The sequence below is a fragment of the Clostridium sp. AM34-9AC genome, assembly GCF_003480225.1.
GTDB lineage: Bacteria > Bacillota > Clostridia > Lachnospirales > Lachnospiraceae > Acetatifactor > Acetatifactor acetigignens.
Genome location: NZ_QUIU01000026.1, coordinates 1 through 17,273, shown reverse-complemented (window position 1 = coordinate 17,273; position 17,273 = coordinate 1). Strand labels below are relative to the sequence as shown.

15 protein-coding genes, 3 tRNA genes and 2 pseudogenes are annotated in these 17,273 nt (G+C 43.6%); 2 read left to right on the top strand and 18 right to left on the bottom strand.

Annotated features, from left to right (window positions below; all coding sequences use genetic code 11):
* Positions 1 to 5 precede the first annotated feature (5 nt).
* The 3 genes from ptsP to DW835_RS14245 all read right to left on the bottom strand — a co-directional run bounded on the left by ptsP (position 6) and on the right by DW835_RS14245 (position 4,355).
* The gene (ptsP, locus tag DW835_RS14255; RefSeq protein WP_118731327.1) at positions 6 to 1,625 is read right to left on the bottom strand and encodes a phosphoenolpyruvate--protein phosphotransferase; all 1,620 of its coding nucleotides are present in this window, start codon (positions 1,623 to 1,625) and stop codon (positions 6 to 8) included.
* 36 nt (positions 1,626 to 1,661) lie between these two features.
* On the bottom strand, positions 1,662 to 1,919 hold the full coding sequence (locus DW835_RS14250) for an HPr family phosphocarrier protein (protein ID WP_118538796.1): 258 nt from the start codon (positions 1,917 to 1,919) through the stop codon (positions 1,662 to 1,664).
* A gap of 291 nt (positions 1,920 to 2,210) precedes the next feature.
* The gene (locus tag DW835_RS14245; protein WP_243037195.1) at positions 2,211 to 4,355 is read right to left on the bottom strand and encodes a GGDEF domain-containing protein; all 2,145 of its coding nucleotides are present in this window, start codon (positions 4,353 to 4,355) and stop codon (positions 2,211 to 2,213) included.
* 238 nt (positions 4,356 to 4,593) lie between these two features.
* Between DW835_RS14245 and bilS the strand changes: the two genes are divergently transcribed.
* Positions 4,594 to 5,106 (top strand): flavodoxin family protein BilS, encoded by a 513-nt coding sequence (gene bilS / locus DW835_RS14240; protein ID WP_118731326.1) that lies wholly within the window; start codon positions 4,594 to 4,596, stop codon positions 5,104 to 5,106.
* A 51-nt stretch (positions 5,107 to 5,157) separates the two neighbouring features.
* Here bilS and DW835_RS14235 read toward each other — a convergent pair whose 3' ends face one another.
* The 5 genes from DW835_RS14235 to DW835_RS14215 form a co-directional block, all read right to left on the bottom strand.
* A complete protein-coding gene (locus tag DW835_RS14235) occupies positions 5,158 to 6,849 on the bottom strand; it encodes an EAL domain-containing protein (RefSeq protein ID WP_118731325.1) in 1,692 nt (563 codons plus the stop codon).
* A 47-nt stretch (positions 6,850 to 6,896) separates the two neighbouring features.
* Positions 6,897 to 8,615 (bottom strand): methyl-accepting chemotaxis protein, encoded by a 1,719-nt coding sequence (locus DW835_RS14230; protein WP_118731324.1) that lies wholly within the window; start codon positions 8,613 to 8,615, stop codon positions 6,897 to 6,899.
* A 186-nt stretch (positions 8,616 to 8,801) separates the two neighbouring features.
* The gene (locus DW835_RS14225; RefSeq protein ID WP_347559384.1) at positions 8,802 to 9,797 is read right to left on the bottom strand and encodes a diguanylate cyclase; all 996 of its coding nucleotides are present in this window, start codon (positions 9,795 to 9,797) and stop codon (positions 8,802 to 8,804) included.
* Positions 9,798 to 9,912: 115 nt separating this feature from the next.
* Positions 9,913 to 10,518 (bottom strand): sugar O-acetyltransferase, encoded by a 606-nt coding sequence (locus DW835_RS14220; RefSeq protein ID WP_118538784.1) that lies wholly within the window; start codon positions 10,516 to 10,518, stop codon positions 9,913 to 9,915.
* 60 nt (positions 10,519 to 10,578) lie between these two features.
* Positions 10,579 to 11,541 carry an aromatic acid exporter family protein gene (locus tag DW835_RS14215; RefSeq protein ID WP_182430325.1) on the bottom strand — a complete coding sequence of 321 codons (963 nt, stop codon included), beginning with the start codon at positions 11,539 to 11,541 and terminating at the stop codon, positions 10,579 to 10,581.
* A 412-nt stretch (positions 11,542 to 11,953) separates the two neighbouring features.
* Here DW835_RS14215 and DW835_RS14210 point away from each other — a divergent pair.
* Positions 11,954 to 12,082, top strand: a pseudogene (locus DW835_RS14210) (type II toxin-antitoxin system YoeB family toxin); the annotation flags it as partial.
* Positions 12,083 to 12,123: 41 nt separating this feature from the next.
* On the opposite strand, the pseudogene DW835_RS18485 reads toward DW835_RS14210, so the two are convergent.
* The 10 genes and pseudogenes from DW835_RS18485 to DW835_RS14155 all read right to left on the bottom strand — a co-directional run.
* Positions 12,124 to 12,369, bottom strand: a pseudogene (locus tag DW835_RS18485) (group II intron reverse transcriptase/maturase); the annotation flags it as partial.
* A 42-nt stretch (positions 12,370 to 12,411) separates the two neighbouring features.
* Entirely contained in the window at positions 12,412 to 13,275 is an 864-nt protein-coding gene (locus DW835_RS14200; protein WP_118731321.1) for a PepSY domain-containing protein, read from the bottom strand.
* A gap of 90 nt (positions 13,276 to 13,365) precedes the next feature.
* On the bottom strand, positions 13,366 to 14,127 hold the full coding sequence (locus DW835_RS14195) for an iron chelate uptake ABC transporter family permease subunit (RefSeq protein ID WP_279221286.1): 762 nt from the start codon (positions 14,125 to 14,127) through the stop codon (positions 13,366 to 13,368).
* Positions 14,128 to 14,367: 240 nt separating this feature from the next.
* Entirely contained in the window at positions 14,368 to 15,111 is a 744-nt protein-coding gene (gene yaaA, locus DW835_RS14190; protein WP_118731320.1) for a peroxide stress protein YaaA, read from the bottom strand.
* Positions 15,108 to 15,566, bottom strand: a complete 459-nt coding sequence (gene bcp, locus DW835_RS14185) for a thioredoxin-dependent thiol peroxidase (RefSeq protein WP_117467542.1) — start codon at positions 15,564 to 15,566, stop codon at positions 15,108 to 15,110. Before bcp ends, yaaA begins: the two co-directional genes overlap by 4 nt.
* Before the next feature lie 95 nt (positions 15,567 to 15,661).
* Entirely contained in the window at positions 15,662 to 15,910 is a 249-nt protein-coding gene (locus tag DW835_RS18480) for a DUF6440 family protein (protein ID WP_347559388.1), read from the bottom strand.
* Positions 15,911 to 15,916: 6 nt separating this feature from the next.
* Positions 15,917 to 16,357, bottom strand: coding sequence for a flavodoxin family protein (locus tag DW835_RS14170; RefSeq protein ID WP_117467540.1), 441 nt, complete (start codon positions 16,355 to 16,357; stop codon positions 15,917 to 15,919).
* A gap of 518 nt (positions 16,358 to 16,875) precedes the next feature.
* Positions 16,876 to 16,947 (bottom strand) — tRNA-Cys (locus DW835_RS14165).
* A gap of 14 nt (positions 16,948 to 16,961) precedes the next feature.
* Positions 16,962 to 17,033 (bottom strand) — tRNA-Glu (locus DW835_RS14160).
* Between the two features lie 45 nt (positions 17,034 to 17,078).
* Positions 17,079 to 17,150 (bottom strand) — tRNA-Asn (locus DW835_RS14155).
* Between the last annotated feature and the right edge of the window lie 123 nt (positions 17,151 to 17,273).

Sequence of the window (17,273 nt, the reverse complement as noted above, 5' to 3'; positions counted from 1 at the left end):
ATCTCTCACTCCATTTCACATATTTTACTACGGACGTTCAGTACCATGGACGGTGCCACACTGAGCTCATCAATTCCCATCTGTACAAATCGTGTGGTCAGTGTCGTATCCGCTCCCAGTTCTCCACAGATGCCGACCCATTTTCCATGCTTATGCGCTCCGTCAACAGTCATCTGTATCATACGCAGGACTGCCTCATGATGTGGATTATAGAATCTGTCCAGTCTGTTGTTCTGCCTGTCGATAGCCAGCGTATACTGTGTCAGATCATTCGTGCCGATACTGAAGAAATCAACATGCTCCGCCAGTTCTTCACTCATCATGACAGCTGCAGGCGTCTCGATCATAATTCCCTGTTCCGGAATTGCGTAAGGAAGCTTTTCTTGCTCCAGCTCCTTAGCCACCTCAGCCACAATTTTCTGAATATCCAGCACTTCCTCCACGGAAATGATCATCGGATACATAATGGCCAGTGTTCCGTATTTTGCCGCCCTGAGAAGTGCTCTCAGCTGGGTCTTAAAGATCTCCGGCTGCTCCAGGCAGATTCGGATCGCGCGGTATCCCATGGCAGGATTATCTTCCTTGCCCAGTCCGAGGTAATCTACATTTTTGTCCGCGCCGATATCAAGGGTACGGATGATGACCTTTTTCCCTGCCATCATCTGCAGCACCTGACGGTAAGCATTGAACTGTTCTGTCTCATCCGGAAGAGAATCCCTTCCGAGATATAAGAATTCACTGCGGAACAGGCCGATACCCTCCGCATCATTCTCCAGTACATATGCCACATCTGATACGCTGCCGATATTTGCATATACATTGACCTTGCGTCCGCTCTTTGTCACGGATTCCCGTCCCTTGTAATCTGCCAGCAGGCTTCTCTGTCTCTGCTCTGTCTGCTGTGCCGCTTCTGCCTGCCGGAGCTGCTCTTCCTCCGGATCCAGGTAAAATACCGCTTCCCTGCCGTCCACAATAGCACGGGTTCCGTTATGGATTTTCTCCAGTTCCAATGGTACCCCTATCAGTGCCGGAATATTCATCATACGTGCCAGGATCGCAGTATGGGAATTCGTTGAGCCATGTACTGTGACAAAGGCCAGGATCTTACTCTTATCCATCTGTACCGTCTCACTGGGTGTCAGATCATCTGCCACAATGATCGACGGCTCCATGGTACTCCAGTCAATCTGCTCCTCCCCGGACAGATTGCGGACGAGCCGGTTGGAGATATCCCTGACATCCGCAGAGCGGGCCTGCATATATTCATCATCCATGTTGGCGAACATCTCTGCAAAATTATCACCGGTCACTGCCACCGCATACTCTGCATTCACTTCTTCGTTCTGAATCATGCTGTGAATGGCATCCTGATAATCGTCATCCTCGAGCATCATCTGATGCACCTCGAAAATGGCTGCATTGACTTCTCCGACCTCCTGCAGCGCCTTCTCGTATAACTGCCCCAGCTGCGTCATCGTACGTTCCTTAGCCGCATCCAGCCGTTTCAGTTCTTCCGCTGTGTTGTCGATATGGATCCTCTTAACGAGGCTGTCCTTTTTCTTCAGAACACTGACAGGTCCGATCGCTGTTCCCTTATATACGGATTTTCCAATATATTTTTCCATTTTCTACCTTCCAAACTCCGTTGCGCAGGTCTTCTCCTAGAGGTTCTCGCGGAAAAACTTCTGAAGCTCTGCTGCGGCGGTATCTTCATCCGCTCCTTCTACCGTAACTTCCACGTTGTCTCCGTGCTTCACGCCCATTCCCATGATCGCCATCAGCTTGCTTGCTGCAGCTGATTTCCCCTTACAGGAAAGTGTCACTGTACTCTGATACTTTTTCGCTTCCTTGGCGAGCAGTCCCGCAGGACGTGCATGCAGACCGATTTCATCCTTAATAACATAGCTGAACTGTTTCATCGACAACATTCCTCCCTATTTTATATTTCTTGCTTTAATTATGTAGCATATTGTACATACTTTTTGCCTGTCGAGCTTATTATATATACATATTACCCACTTTTTTATTGTTTGTCTACATCACTTTTGATAAATTGTATATTTTTGAACATTATCGTAAAATTTTGTAAACTTTTTAATAAAAAATTTGCTTAAAACAGGCACATCAGCTGAGCCGATGTGCCTGGGTTTTTTGATATGATTTCATATGATTCCATGTAAGCACCCGTCATGGAGCTTACAGCATGCTTTTTAATCTTCATCTTCTGTTTTTCCCGGGATTCCATCTGATGCCTGTGTCATCTTCCTGTACTCATACTGGGGAAGAAAATCATTCCTGCCGTAGGCATCATAATAATTCATGAATATCCGCTGTAAAATATCCGGGATATACGATTCTTCTGCTTCCACCAGTATGATCAGGTGCTGGAGAGAGCTGTATCGGGTGCATATATCGTTCTTCCGGATATTTTGCCGGATTGCTTTCTCCATGCACTCCATTGCTTTATCGATATGATCAATGTACATCGTCTGGTCTGATTTTGCATCCATGGTGACCAGCACCAGATAACAGCGGTGCCGGTATCGTTCTCCCAGGCTGCTTACATATTGATACAGTCTGGCAAACTCACGATAGTCAAGATCTAATGCTCCTGTATAGCTTCCGCTCTCCAGCAATGCTCCGGCGATTACCTCCAGGTCATTTTTTCTGGCCTGTGTATCCAGCTGCTGTTCCTCCAGCTCCTCATAAAACCGGTAACTGTTTTTACCGTTCTGTTTGACATAATACAACGCCTTATCCGCTTTTATATAATATTCTTCAAAGTTTCCTCCCTGTCTGCACATGCACAGACCGCAGGACAAGGATGCCGGTGAAGTCTCCGCCGTGACATTTTTTGCCGCACGAAAGCTGTCAAACAGCTTTCTTATCCGCATGCTCACCTCTGCTTCTGATGCCGCCGGCAGATAGAACAGGAATTCATCTCCTCCCAGCCGGCAGACCACTGCGTTCTCCATGCACTCTGTGAGCATTGCTCCTACCAGCCTGAGAGCACGGTCCCCTGCCTTATGTCCATAGACATCGTTGATCTTCTTCAGATTATCCATATCGACAAATCCCAGACAGCCATCATGCTCCTGCATTTTCTCAAGGATCAGCTTTTCACCCTTATGACGCATGGGAAGACCAGTCAGATAATCCAGGCTTTCCCTGGCCTCTCTCTGCCTGGCCAGCTCCAGCTCGCGGATGCGGTCCATTGTCTGGATCAGCGTAACGACCAGCAGGACCACCAGTCCGGTTGCGATAAAGATCCCGGACAATGACACCACTCGATACACCGCTGTCACTTCCAGCATGACTGCGATCATGGCAGCTACCAGTCCGATCAGCGGAAGCTTGTAATGTTTCGCCGTTCCCTTGATGAGATCCCGGCAAATGGTGATAAATATCGTCAGGAACGTTCCTGCGATCACTAGGTGGGACAAGAACATTGTCGAGATAAAATCTGCGATATTCAGTAGCTGTAAGGCCGTGCATAGTACAAAATTCACACAGGTGATACACTCTGCCACATGATAGACCTTCCGGTACCTTCCCTGCTGCACACTGTCAATATAGAACATGATCGGAACCGGGCAGAGCATCACAACGAAGAAGCACATATTCGACAGAATAGAAGCATTGGAAACAAACAGCTGGCGCAGCTTCGATTCTCCCAGCATCCACACTGCTCCCAGGAGCATGCACCATCCCAGGTACTCCAGATCAAATCTCGTCTTATATATAATATCAAGCACCAGACTGATGATCAGCACGACCAGTCCGGCAAACAACATCGTACAGGCGATCAGAGTTACCATAAAATAGCAGTGGAACATATATGCCCAGATATCTGATTTATCCCCACAATATACCGTGTTGACGACACCGGAATACTTGTCGGTAAAGGACTGCAGTTCAATCCGCACTTCCTGTCCCGCATCCTCGCCGGATGTCTCGCAGAACACATACCCACTGGCAGAATTTTTCCCAAAAGGTCTGGTATTCTCCGTATCATACACCGCCCTCAGTTCCCCACCGATGTAAATGCGCACATTCTCCAGAGAGGACCTGATGGCGATCGTATTTTCATGATAATCCTGTGGGAGCACTGACCGGATGACCAGAGGCTCTCCGGCAGGCACATCACATTTGCCCGGAACCGGGATTTCCTCTTTGGTTCCGTCTGCCAGCACCCGGTAAAAGGTTCCGGTATAAGTAATGCTTTCCTCCGTGACCGTTTCCCTTTCACTTGGGTAAATAGATTGTCCCAAAAGGAATGCCGCAAGCAGCACAAGTATTACCACATAAAATAAAATTCTTTTATACTTTCGAATCGTATATTTCTCTTCTGTCAACTTTTCTACCTCATTAAATGATACCGGGCAGCCCCTGCTTTTATGCCTATATCCAGGTGTAGTCCATGATCTTTCATCCATTTATGAATAAGTTTATCACATGCAGCTGGAAAAAATAACTATCTATTTTCCCCCGTAAAATGTTTATGAAAAATTCATTCGACAAATCATGCTTTCCGAACTAAAATAGGAATGCGATATGATAATTTCATGATCCTATGAAAGGAGACAACATGATATGAAGAATAAAAAATGTTCCATCGTTTATAGCAGCTTAACAGGTAATACCAGGATGCTGGCTGACGCAGTCCATGAAGCATTACCTCAGGATGAATGTGAGTATTTCGGTGAGGCCGACACTGTGATCCCTTCCTCCGAACTGCTCTATATCGGATTTTGGACAGACAAGGGAAATGCAGATACCAAGACATTACAGCTATTATCGCAGTTAAAGAATAAACAGATTTTTCTGTTTGGAACTGCCGGCTTTGGTGGCAGCGATATCTATTTCCGGAAAATCCTGAGTCAGGTTAAGCAGTTCGTTGATGCAAGCAATGTTATCGTCGGAGAGTATATGTGTCAGGGCAGAATGCCGCAGTCTGTCAGGGAACGCTACTTGAAAATGAAGGAGGCTCCCGATCATCCGGCAAATCTTGATGTATTGATCCAGAATTTTGACTGTGCATTGTCTCACCCTGATGCCAATGACCTGGAAAAACTGAAAGAAGCCGTTATGAATTCATCCTTCTGATAAGACCATAAAATAAGGCAGCCCCACATAGCTGAGTCTGCCTTACCTTCTTTACTTAACGTTGATGCCTTTGGCATATTGTTGTAGAAAATGTTCTTTTCCACATGGTCTGCCAAAATAATATCCCTGCAGATAATCAACCTTCATTTCTTTCATTTTCAGAAGCCATTCTCTTTCCTCGATGCCTTCTGCACATATCCTGACGTTAATACTATGTACCATCGGGATGATATTTTTATATAATTCATAATCCCTGGCACTGTTCATCGCCTTGGCCGTAAAATCCCTGTCCATTTTCACATAACTCGGATTCATATCACGGATACAATGAAGATTTGAATATCCTGTTCCAAAATCATCGATCACGAAGGGGATCCCGTTCGTGTCCAGGCTCTTACGGAATTTGCAGAACGATGGTGTCATATCCATAAATCCGCTTTCTGTCATTTCAACGCATAAACATTCCGGCTTTAAAGCATACTTTTGAATTGCATCCAGAATATCCCGCTCCACATTGCCCTGCAGGATCTGAACATAGGATACATTTACATTCATCCGGAAGTCCGGAATATATTTCTGCATTTCACAGCACATTGCTGCGGCTTCGTTCAAAATATATCTTCCGGCGGGAATGATCAATCCGGTCTCTTCCAATAGTGGGATAAACTCCATCGGTGAAACAAACTCCCGTCCCTCTTCCGTTATCATGGAAAAACGCATCAGTGCCTCTGCTCCAATGATCTGTTCCGTCTGGCAATCCACGATCGGCTGATAATTGACTTCAAAGCCTTCATAATTGTTTACAATAGCATTACGAAGTGCTGCTACAATTCTTCCTTTTTGCAAAAAGACCTCATAGTCATCCTGGTCAAAAACATAGAATCCGTTTTTACCCATGCTTTTTGCCTGTTTCAAGGCAAATTCAAACTTTTTGCGGCATTCTTCGGTTCCCTCACAAAATGTTGCTGCATCTATAACACCAATAGAAATAGAAAATATAGCTTCATAATTTTCGGTTACTATGAAATTATGAAGTTTATCTGTGATCTTTTCTTTCAGTGCCACAGCGTCTTCCGCGGAAGAGGCGTCCAGATCCACGATCACATACTGATCCGCTACCAGATGGTAAATTCTCTGCTTGTCTGAAAGGCATTCCTTCATACAGCCGGCTACGCTTTTCAGGATATAATTACCATAATCAGCTCCCCTGGAGCTATTGATTGCTCCGAAATCATCAATTCCTACATGCATCAAAAAGCCCTTGGAAATGGGTTCCTTTTGTGAACACAGGTAAGCAAGGAATTCCGGCCCGCCAAGCAGTCCTGTGACATTATCGGCTCTTCTCTTGTTGCCGGTCTCATTCAGACATCCAATCAGATACACTGCCTTTCCCCGCTGATCATCGATCACGATACCACGGCAGTTGATCCATACAGGCATACCGCCTTTATCGAGCCACCTGTAATGAAGATTATGTACCTTTTCTCTTCCTTCACATATATCCGCGAGATGCTTTGTAAGCATCTCGCGGTCTTCCTCATACACTACCTTCATAACTTCATTTGCAGCATCTGTCAGGACATTTTCCGATATATGAAACCGTTCCACAGCTGACTGTGAAATCTCAAAGGAATTATTCTGCAGATCAAATATATACAGGTAATCATCCATACATTCTGTAATGATCTGAAATAAGATTTCTGCTGTCTGCTCTCCAAACACTTTAAATATATCATTAATCACAACAAGAACCTTCCTTCCGACAGCTTCACTCTATTCCTGCCATTTTTCTAGAATAGCTTAAAGATATTCACGCGGTCATGCATCTTGGCTGCTCCCTCTGCCAAATTAATACTGATCGCGGTATTCTCTTCTGAGGATGCGGCATTGCCCTGTACCACGCCGGACAGCTGTTCAATTCCCTTGCCGATCTGCTCCAGGGACTCTGCCTGGGAGTTGGCTTTCTCCATGGTATTCTCTGCAATCTCTGCAAAGGACTCCATATCTGCAATGATCTGATTGAATGCGTCTGCTGTTGTTCTTGTAATCGTATTGCCCTTTTCAATTTCCACTAAGGTCTTATCGATCAGATCTCTCGTATTTACAGCGGACTTTGCACTGTCTGCTGCCAGCTTGCCGATCTGATCCGCAACCACCGCAAAGCCTCTTCCTGCTTCTCCTGCTCTGGCAGCTTCAATGGAGGCATTCAGGGATAACAGGTTGGTCTGGGATGCAATATCCTCGATATCGGTGATAATATTACCGATCTCCTTGGAGATTTCTGTAATGTGCTCCATCTCCGTCAGCAGCTCGTTCATCTTTTCTTTTTCTTCGTTTGCTTTATTTGCAGAGGTTTTTACACGTGCAGATGCGCTCTGCGTTTCCTTCGCTGTATCTGCAGCCAGATCCACGACAGTGTCAATGGTGGCATTCAATTCCTCGATGACTCCTGCCTGCTCTGTTGCACCATCCGCCAGGGATTTTGATGCATTTTCCACCTCTGATGCATTCGATGATACCTGTTCTGCCAGATTTCTGATCTCAGTCAGGGTACTGTTGAACCGCTTCAGGATATACAGCAGTGATGTCTTCAATTCCGAGAAATCGCCCAGGAAATCCGTAATGTCATCACCATTTCTGGTCAAGTCACCCTGTGCGATTGCCTTTACCTCCACAGAGATCTCGCTGACATAATCTGCCAGAATACCCATGGCTTCTTTCAGATTCCTGATGGTACCACCCAGCTCATCCTCAGACTCATAGGTAAGCATTTCTACGTTGGACAGTTCGCCCTTGCGCAGGCTGGCAACTGCTGCCTCTATCTGTTCTACCGGCTCTGTAATGGAATTGGTAATGATCCTTCCGATCAGTGTCGTCACTACAGCAATCGCAAGACCAGTTGCCACGATCACGACAAATATGATGATGGTGCATACATTGGCCATGGTCTTTGCCCGGTCTAATTCTACCTGGAACGCGTCACGTAATGTAGCTAATTTCTCAGCAAATGCCGTATACTCTTCATACACCTCTCCGGTCATCAGTTTCGCTGCTTCCTGCTGTTTGCCCTCACGGCTTAAATTCAGAATTTCATCCGAAGCAGCTCTGTATTCTTCCCATGCAGCGTTTGCTACTTCGTAATCGTCCTGTCCTTCTTGAGCATCTCTGTCTGCAGACATGATTGCCTCCAGATTCGCATCGGTATCCTCGATCTGACTCTCCAGCTTCTGAATTTCTTCTTCGCAGGAGGTCATAACAGCATCATCTGATTCTACCAGATGTTGATACTGTTTGATTCTATATTTTGCAGTCATTGTTTCTAATTCCTGCAGATATTCCAATGCCGGAGACCAGACCTCCGTGATCTTCTCTATATTTGAACGGATCACTAATGTCGAGATCAGTGCCACCAACACTAAAAAGAATGTCATAACAAGCACTGTCATTCGATACAATTTTAATTTTCCAGCAACCTTTAAGTTAGCTATACGCTTTTTGATCTTTTCCATGATAGTTTTCCTTCCTTTGTAAATTATTAATTCAACTTCTATGTACTCAAATGATTACAATATAGCACTGTTTATCGGGAAAATCTATTAAAAAAATATATAAAATTTTTTTCTAGTTTAAATTCTTTTTGTAACTATTCAGAGCTGCAAAACTGCGTTCTGCGAATGGTGTTCTGAATAGTTACTCTATTTTTGAGCTCCTTGACGTGAACATAAATTACGCTTCTTACATAGTTGTTTATTTTCATACATATAGGAATCTGCCTTATCCAATAACATCTGCAGTGTGCAGGTTCCTTCATCCGTTGAGTGTGCCCATCCGCATGCATAGTCGATCGGGATTTGATCTTCATTACTATTTAATCTGTCTTTTTCTCTGCTTAAGCTTTGTAACAGTTCCTCAATCTCCGTTTTGCTTGTATGATAAATCACAGCCATGAATTCATCTCCGCCATATCTTCCCACAAAATGCTTGTCCGGGATCACGCTACGTAAAAGCCGGGCGAAATCCATGATCAACCGGTCTCCTGCCGAATGTCCCATGGTATCATTTGCAGTCTTCAGATTATTCAGATCAAACATGATGCAGGCTGTAGGCTCAACAATGGTATCCTGATCTCTAAGCAGAGCCTCACAGGCGCCTTTATTAGGCAGTCCGGTATGGGCATCCGTATATGCCCTCTGTTCTAACAGCTTATTTTTCATTGCCATCTTCATAGCTGTCAGCGTCTGCATAATAACCAGAATCACCAGACACAACATATCCAGCGCTGACAACAGCTCTATCGTACGTATCTTTACTGCAATTTTTTCTGAATAATTTTCCGCAGCAAATACCGTTTCATCTGCCATATGAAAATAAATTTCGCTCATATTCACAATATCTGTATTTTGATAGCCCTTGCTTCTTACTGCCTCGATTTCTGTTTTTAATTTCTCCCAATAATCACTCTGAACCTGCAATTTATCCTGATATTCTTTATCGTGAAGTTTTACCAGATCATAATGTCCATCCTGATATCTTAATCCGCTCAGAATATCGTCCAGATATTTTATCAATTCATCGCTCCGGCTTCCTGTAATTTCTAATTTCACCATGCGCTGCGTGTCTCCACGCACCAGACCTGCATAATTGATCACACGTGCAGTCCCTTGTAACCTGGTAATCTGTACCTTTATCATAATAATAAGAACCACCAGGATCAATATAAGACAGCTTTGCATCATACCTATTATATTTTTGTTTTTCCTGTCTGATTGTATTTCTCTGTTTAACATGTTAACCCTTACGAATGCTCTATGTCAAAATCATATGATCTTTTTCGGTTATTTTGCGAATAACACGGCATGGGTTGCCGGCTGCCAGGCTATAGGGAGGAATATCTCTGGTCACAACACTTCCTGCTCCTATGACGCATCCCTCCCCTATGGTAACACCACCACAAACAACCACATTGGATGCCAGCCAGCAATTATCTTTTATAGTGATCGGCTTCGCATACTCAAGAGTATAAAGGCTGCCATCTTCTCTTTTCCTGACATTACGCTCCTCAGGCAATAATGGATGCATAGGAGTTGCCAATGTAACATTAGGACCGATCATCACATTATCCCCTATATGTATTTCACCTACGTCTAAGCATGTGAAATTAAAATTAGCAGAGCTATATTTTCCGAAGTAAGTATGACATCCATAATCAAAATAGACCGGTGCCTGCAGATACGGAAGTTCCTCTGTTGCCGGCAATAATTCCCGCAATATCTGTGTCTGCACCTCTTGCTGATCCTCATCTGTCAAATTATATCTTCTTGCTAATTTACGTGCATGCAAACGTAATTGTTCCAATTCGTTATCCGACGAATCATACAACTCTCCACGTAACATTTTTTCTCTTTCCGTCATTTCTGATAGCCTCCTGATCTCGTTTTTTATATTGTTATGTTCTCTGGTCAAAGTCTCGCATTATCTTGCTGTGATAAAGTCTTTTTTGATGTCAAGAAACGCTTTCATGTCTTCCAGGATATGATACAGCATGGACCGGTTTTCAAATTCCTGTCTCGTGACCGGGAGCGGCTGCTGTTCATAATAGTGGTGCAGTGTCTCTAACTCCGACAGCAGGGTTTCCACATTATTTTGTTCTTCAAATTCATCGGCAGTCTGACGTATAAAATCTGCCAGTGCTTTCCCCTGCTCCGGCGTAGTGGTCAGACGGATGATATCTGCATATATTCTTTTCAGTATCACGCACTGTCTCGCTCTCATCTGCATATATTCGTAATAGTAATCATCCTCTGTGATCAGATGATTATTCATATATCGTAATGCCTCTTTTTTCAGATTCACAAGCATTGCGTCCAGTTCATCAAAGCAGCTTCCAGTATAATCCGTCTTGTCCTCCAGTTCAATGTAGATCGCCATTCTGTGTAAGATGTACACGATTTTATCATCCACAGTTTTCTGATAATCCAACAGTTGTCTTCTGCCATCCGGCATATAGAGATTCCACAGTGTGCCTATCCCCGCTCCGATCACCAGGATCAGGAATTCGTTCAGAATCATGGACGGACTGCAGCTCTTAGCTGAAACATAATGTGTACAAAGTACTGCAATAGGAGCAATCGCTTCCTTCATGTCTAATGCCATGCAGCTAAACAGATATGGGATCAGAACAATACCAAATGCCCATACATGATATCCGGCAAACGGAAAGATCACTGCTGACAAGATCGTCATGATCACAAATATGATCATGCGCTTCGCTGTTATCCGCACAGTTTCCTTCTTCGTGTCCTGGATCGTCAGGAGAGTGATAATCCCTGCGGCATACGCAAACTGAAGCTGCAGGGCTGCTGCAAGCAGTACGGCAGCTACGGAGCCGGTAACATATTTGATCAGTTTTATGGTTTCCTCAGTTTTCATTTTCATAGGTATGGTTTCCATTCTTACTATTTAAAATTCAGCACCCACCTGCCCTCTGACATATAGTATATCAGCTTTGCGGCTAGCTGTCTGCCTAAAATGACAATCGTACAATCAAACTCTATGGATGGAATACCTGCATAGTTCTTTCGTTCCTGGGAGTGTATCTGCAGCTGTTTGATGGTCCGGATCTCTCCAAGCGGATTACTTTTTCGATTTCTTCTGCTGTTTCGTCATCCACATAATACCGTCCACACATAATGATCTCCTAATAAGCTACGCTATGTTCTTATTTCATCTTATCATAAACACCTGATCCAAACGATTCAAGAGGGTCTTTTCAAATTATAATCTATCATATTGATATTATTTATTCCATGATTTTTATACGATTCATGAATCACATCGGTTGACAGAGAAACCGGAACCGCTTCGTCACAGAAAAGCGTGGAGCCGAAGAATTGATGATGTAAACAGACTCGTCTACAACATTGATGAAAATGGATTTTTGTGGATTATTTCCTGCCGTGGACACTATGCGGATTGATAAAAGAGGGCAATGAGCCCTCTTTTGAGTGGAATCGTGGCTCGTCTTACTGGAGACGGAGTATACTTTCCACGATAAATGCGGTCGGTTAACTCTTGTTGATGTTCCTTTAGATATGGAAGAGCCTCCTCAATGGTCATGCCATCAATTCCCGGTGCTCCCTTGTTTGCCTTAACTCTCTTATACGCTCTGTTAAAGTTGTCTTTATACAGTATCGCTTCCAAAAGTCTCGGCTGTGCACTGTCTCTTTCTTTCCATATCCGATTGAATGACCTAGACGCTTTCACATATTACCGGGAATACAACCCCTTACTTTTTTATGAGCATAACTAACGGACGCTCTCAGCCTCCCACTCTATGACAGCTCCACTGGATGCATCGATCGTAAAGTCATATTCCGTTCCGCCATAGATGATCTTGCCTTCGTATTCCGGACGTCCATCATCATAATCGAATTTCCATTCGCAGATGTCCTTTTGTGTTGCACCGCTTACACGGCCAAGTGCCGTCTGCTTTGCATCTGCCTCACTGACAGTAACGTTACTGCTATTGCTGACACTCCATCCGGATGTTTTTTCATCGTATGCGGAACTTAAAATCTCACCGGTATCCACGGCTATTTCATAGTCGTACTTCTTACCGCCTGCGTACCATTCAATTTCATATACCTGGCGTCTGCCTTCATAGTCCAGCTTTGACTTGGTGATCGTTGCATCCGTTGCCTTCACTCCGGCATGCTCAAGAGCTATCTTCTGTGCCATTTCCTCATCCACTGTGCCGGTTACCGTCTGTGCGGTAGCTGCGGCAGAACTCTGCGTTGTGGCAGAATCGGCAGCGGGGACTGTCGCCTCCGTCTGTGCCTGGGTATCTACCGCATTCTTCTCCCGGCTGCTCATTTCCATGACTGCACCCGTTTCTGCATTTACAGTGTAGGCATAAGCATAATCGCCCGAAGTAAACTCAACCTTATAGCAGGACGTCCCTGCTACTTCATTCAAGGTCGTCGCTGAAATTGCTGCATCCTCCGCAGCAATATTGGCTGCCTTTAACGCTACCTCCTGAGCTGCTTCCATGCTGATCAGCTGTGCCTGGCTGCTTGGCTGCTGATTTATCACTGGTTTACCGCCACATCCGGTCATAGCCACTGCCAGGGACAGTGCTGCGCCGGTTAAAATCAATTTACGTTTCATCATCTATCTTTACCTCCTTCTATTCAAAGTGAATTGCGTAGATTGTAGCAGGCAGCCTTTTGTTGTGTCAATAGACGATTTTTAATTTTTCTATTAAATTTTCATGTAATCTATTGCGGTAATCATAGCGGAGAGCGTAAGGCCGGAAAAAAGAACCAGGTTATAGGGAACTCCAAGGTTTTGGGAAAAATCCCTTCCCAGACCTACGATATTGAAATGGTTTGCAAACAGGAATGCCAGTATCACCAGTGGCACTGTCAGCCACACGATTTCATAGCGGCCTTTCAGTATCAGTGAAAAATGCCCTACCAGCCATGAGGACAGCGCCTGTGTCATCTCATATTTATAGGCAAGATAACTGGTAATTCCGCCGATCACATTTCCAAACATGATACCCACCAGCGGAACCATAACAAGATCCTTGAACCGGATCCTCTGGATGAACCAGACAAAAACCCATGTGCCTAAGATTGCCGTAGCAAAGGCAAAAAGGGCGCGACTCCACAAGTTGGAAGCCGGCATAAACAACAGCGCAAGCAAAATGCCAAGCTGGGCAGAGGAGATCGTTGCACCGGTTGTGGGAGAAATAAATTTGTTGCTGCACAATTGCTGCATGATCAGCCCCGCCACACTCATTCCTATACCTGTACACAAAATTGCCAGAAGCCGGGGCAGCCTGGAGATGAGAAAGATCCCCATTTGCTCCGGATCTCCATTAAAAAGATCTGCAGGCATAATATCGATGACTCCTACAAATAAGGAGCAACAGGACAAGAGAAACAGTATCGTAAGCAGGACAATGGTTGATCGATGCGACTTGATAAAATCAACTCCTTTCTTTTCTAGGTTAGTCATTACTAACCAAATAGTAAAATAAATACGCAGCTTTGATCAGACTTACCATGCCTCTCGCACTGCGTATTGCTTTGCTATAATATCATATACAGTTAGTCTTGTGCAACGCAAAAGCACTGATTTTTTCCATGAGATAGTGAATAAATTGTGCAAATTGCTATTTTTTAATTTTAATATTCTCACATATCGGTCTTCATCATACTCCCATCCGCAAACATCACAATAATATTTTTAGTCTGTTCATTTTCGTTCAAATACATATTCCGATTCAGTTGACAAATCTCTTCTGAAAGTATATCCAAGTCTGTCAAATTTTCGTATCTCTTCAGGATTCTCAATTTCTCTTTCTGCCATGAACCGGACCATTTCCCCTCGGGCCATTTTGGCATATGTCCCTTTCGTTACCAGTTTATTTCCCGATAACTCACAAAAGGAGATCGTAATATAGGTATCCTTAGGTGTCAGATACTTTTCTATGCACTTTGAGTATTCTTTTGATGCCAGATTAATGATAACCCTGCTGTCATCAATCACTGAACGATATAATCTCTCCCCCCAGTAATCATACAGATTTTTTGCATCTCCTATCCCGACCTTTGCCTGCATTTCTAACCGGTACGGTGTCACCCCATCCATCGGTTCCAAAACACCATAAAACGCAGACAGGATTCTCAAGTGCTTTTGTACATATGCAAGCTGTCTATCCTCAAACACAGCTGGTGCCATATACTGAAATGCGATTCCTTCATAGGATAATACTGCCGGAGTAAGTCCACGGTACAGATCCATAGTTTCCAGTCTGTGAAAGTTCTGTTCGGCAATCTTATCGTTACATTTCCAGACTGCTTTCAGCTCCTCTTCAGACTGACTCTTCATAAAACTCAATATCTCTGCTGTCTGATCCATATGTTTTGGCACATTAACCGGTGCAAGGCTGTCCGTATCGCTTACCATCTTTTTTGCAGGAGACAGTATGATTTTCATCCTTCTAATTCCTTAAGCATATTTTCAGGGTCATCTGCTGCTTTGACTTTATCATTAGCCTTGATGATGACTCCCTGTTCATCGATAAGATATGTGGTCCTAACCACGCCCATAGATATTTTTCCATAGTTTTTCTTTTCTTTCCAGACATCATAGGCTTCAATAACTTTACGTTCCGGATCAGCTAAAAGTGTAAATGCCAGACCATATTTTTCTTCAAATCTCTTATGAGAAGCCACGGAATCTTTACTGACTCCAAGAATGACCGCACCCTTTTCCGCAAACTGCGGATATCTCTCTGAAAAACCGCATGCCTGTTTCGTACATCCTGGTGTGTTATCCTTCGGATAAAAATATAAAATCACTTTTTTCCCTGCATAATCACTTAATTTATGCATTACACCGTCCTGATCCGGCAATTCAAAATCGGGTGCTTTTTTTCCTGCTTCTAACATATATGTTTTCCTCCACTTTCTTATCTAATTTGGTTTTTACATTATAATACATCACCTTGCTGTGATAAAGTCTTTTTTGATGTCAAGAAACGCTTTCATGTCTTCCAGGATATGATACAGCATGGACCGGTTTTCAAATTCCTGTCGTGTGACCGGGAGCTGCTGCTGTTCATAATTGGCGAAATAACAGGCTTCCCTTCTCTATCCAATAATGGTGTCAAACCTCCGGAATAGCCACTTGCATGATATAAATAATTTACCCCGGTCTCTTTATCCACCCAAATTTCCGTAACAGTTATCGTCCCCTGTGAATATACGATCTCAAATCTTTGATCCTTTGCTATTTCTGTCTACCTCCGAATGATTCCTTTATAAAATATTACCGCATCTGCCAGATCTTTGTCATTGGGATGTCCCTTGGCAATCCCTCCAACCAGCTTGAACGGTCCGAAGGTATCGTATCCTTTACAGGAGAATTTCCCGACAATCTTCCCCTGCTTGCTTTTTACAACTTCTTCTATTGACTGGAATGCCGCACTGCCACCACAGGTACAGATTAGAAATACATTTTTATTTGCCGGCAAATTGACAGAAGCAAAATTGAGTACTGTCTGATGAAATTTCCCATAATACACCCCGGAAGCAAAGCCGATCAGGTCATATCCTGACAAATCTCTTTCTTTTTCCTTCGTGGCATCGATCAGATCTACCACGTTTTCACCGGCGATTGCTTCCACCACCTTTTTGGTATTTTCGTGATGAACCGATGCATAAATAATTGCTGCTTTCATGTACTCATTCTCCCTTGTGTAAACTCATATACACTACAACCAGATAGTCCAGTTCCTGATTTCCCATAGTCTTTCCCCAGCAATACCTTCTTTTACATTTTTATTTCAATTATAAAACAGTCATTTAGGAAATACTATAAGTATTTCTTATGCTGTCCGGATCTTGAATGGCACTTCTATTTGATCTTCTTTTTGTATGCAGGACGGCCTGAGGAATGCTCTCTTTTTCTAAATTCACTTGAAAATTACTGAATTGGTTCTCTGAATATGATTTATTATGTTCAATACTTAATTATACAAAAATATAACTTTTGTTTGCACAATATTTCCTTTTTAAATCTTTATATAATCCGCTAATATTATCATTTTCTGACTTATCTAACCGTATCAGAAGCATAAGAAAATCCCTGTAACCATTGATTTTACGCAGGTTTCAGTGATATATAGGTCTGTTATGCGTAAGTTTTTCTGGATAAGAAAAACCCCAGAAACATTACATTTCTGAGGCCCTTCAGGAGAGGCGCAGACCGGATTTGAACCGGTGGATACTGGTGTTGCAGACCATTGCCTTACCACTTGGCTACTGCGCCATATTTAATTAAAATGACTCCAACGGGAATCGAACCCGTGTTACCGCCGTGAAAGGGCGATGTCTTAACCGCTTGACCATGGAGCCGCGTGTTATCGCCGCTTGGCGTATCTAATGTATCTGATAAAAAAACTCCCCGAGTAGGGCTCGAACCTACAACAACTCGGTTAACAGCCGAGTGCTCTACCATTGAGCTATCGAGGAAAATATCTTGCTTCGCAAGCTATTTAAGAGAATGCTACGCATTCTCAGAAAAAAGCTACAAAGCTAAATGTGAAGAAATTTTATTTATTCCTTCAAAACCGAACACTGAAACTCTATCTCTTA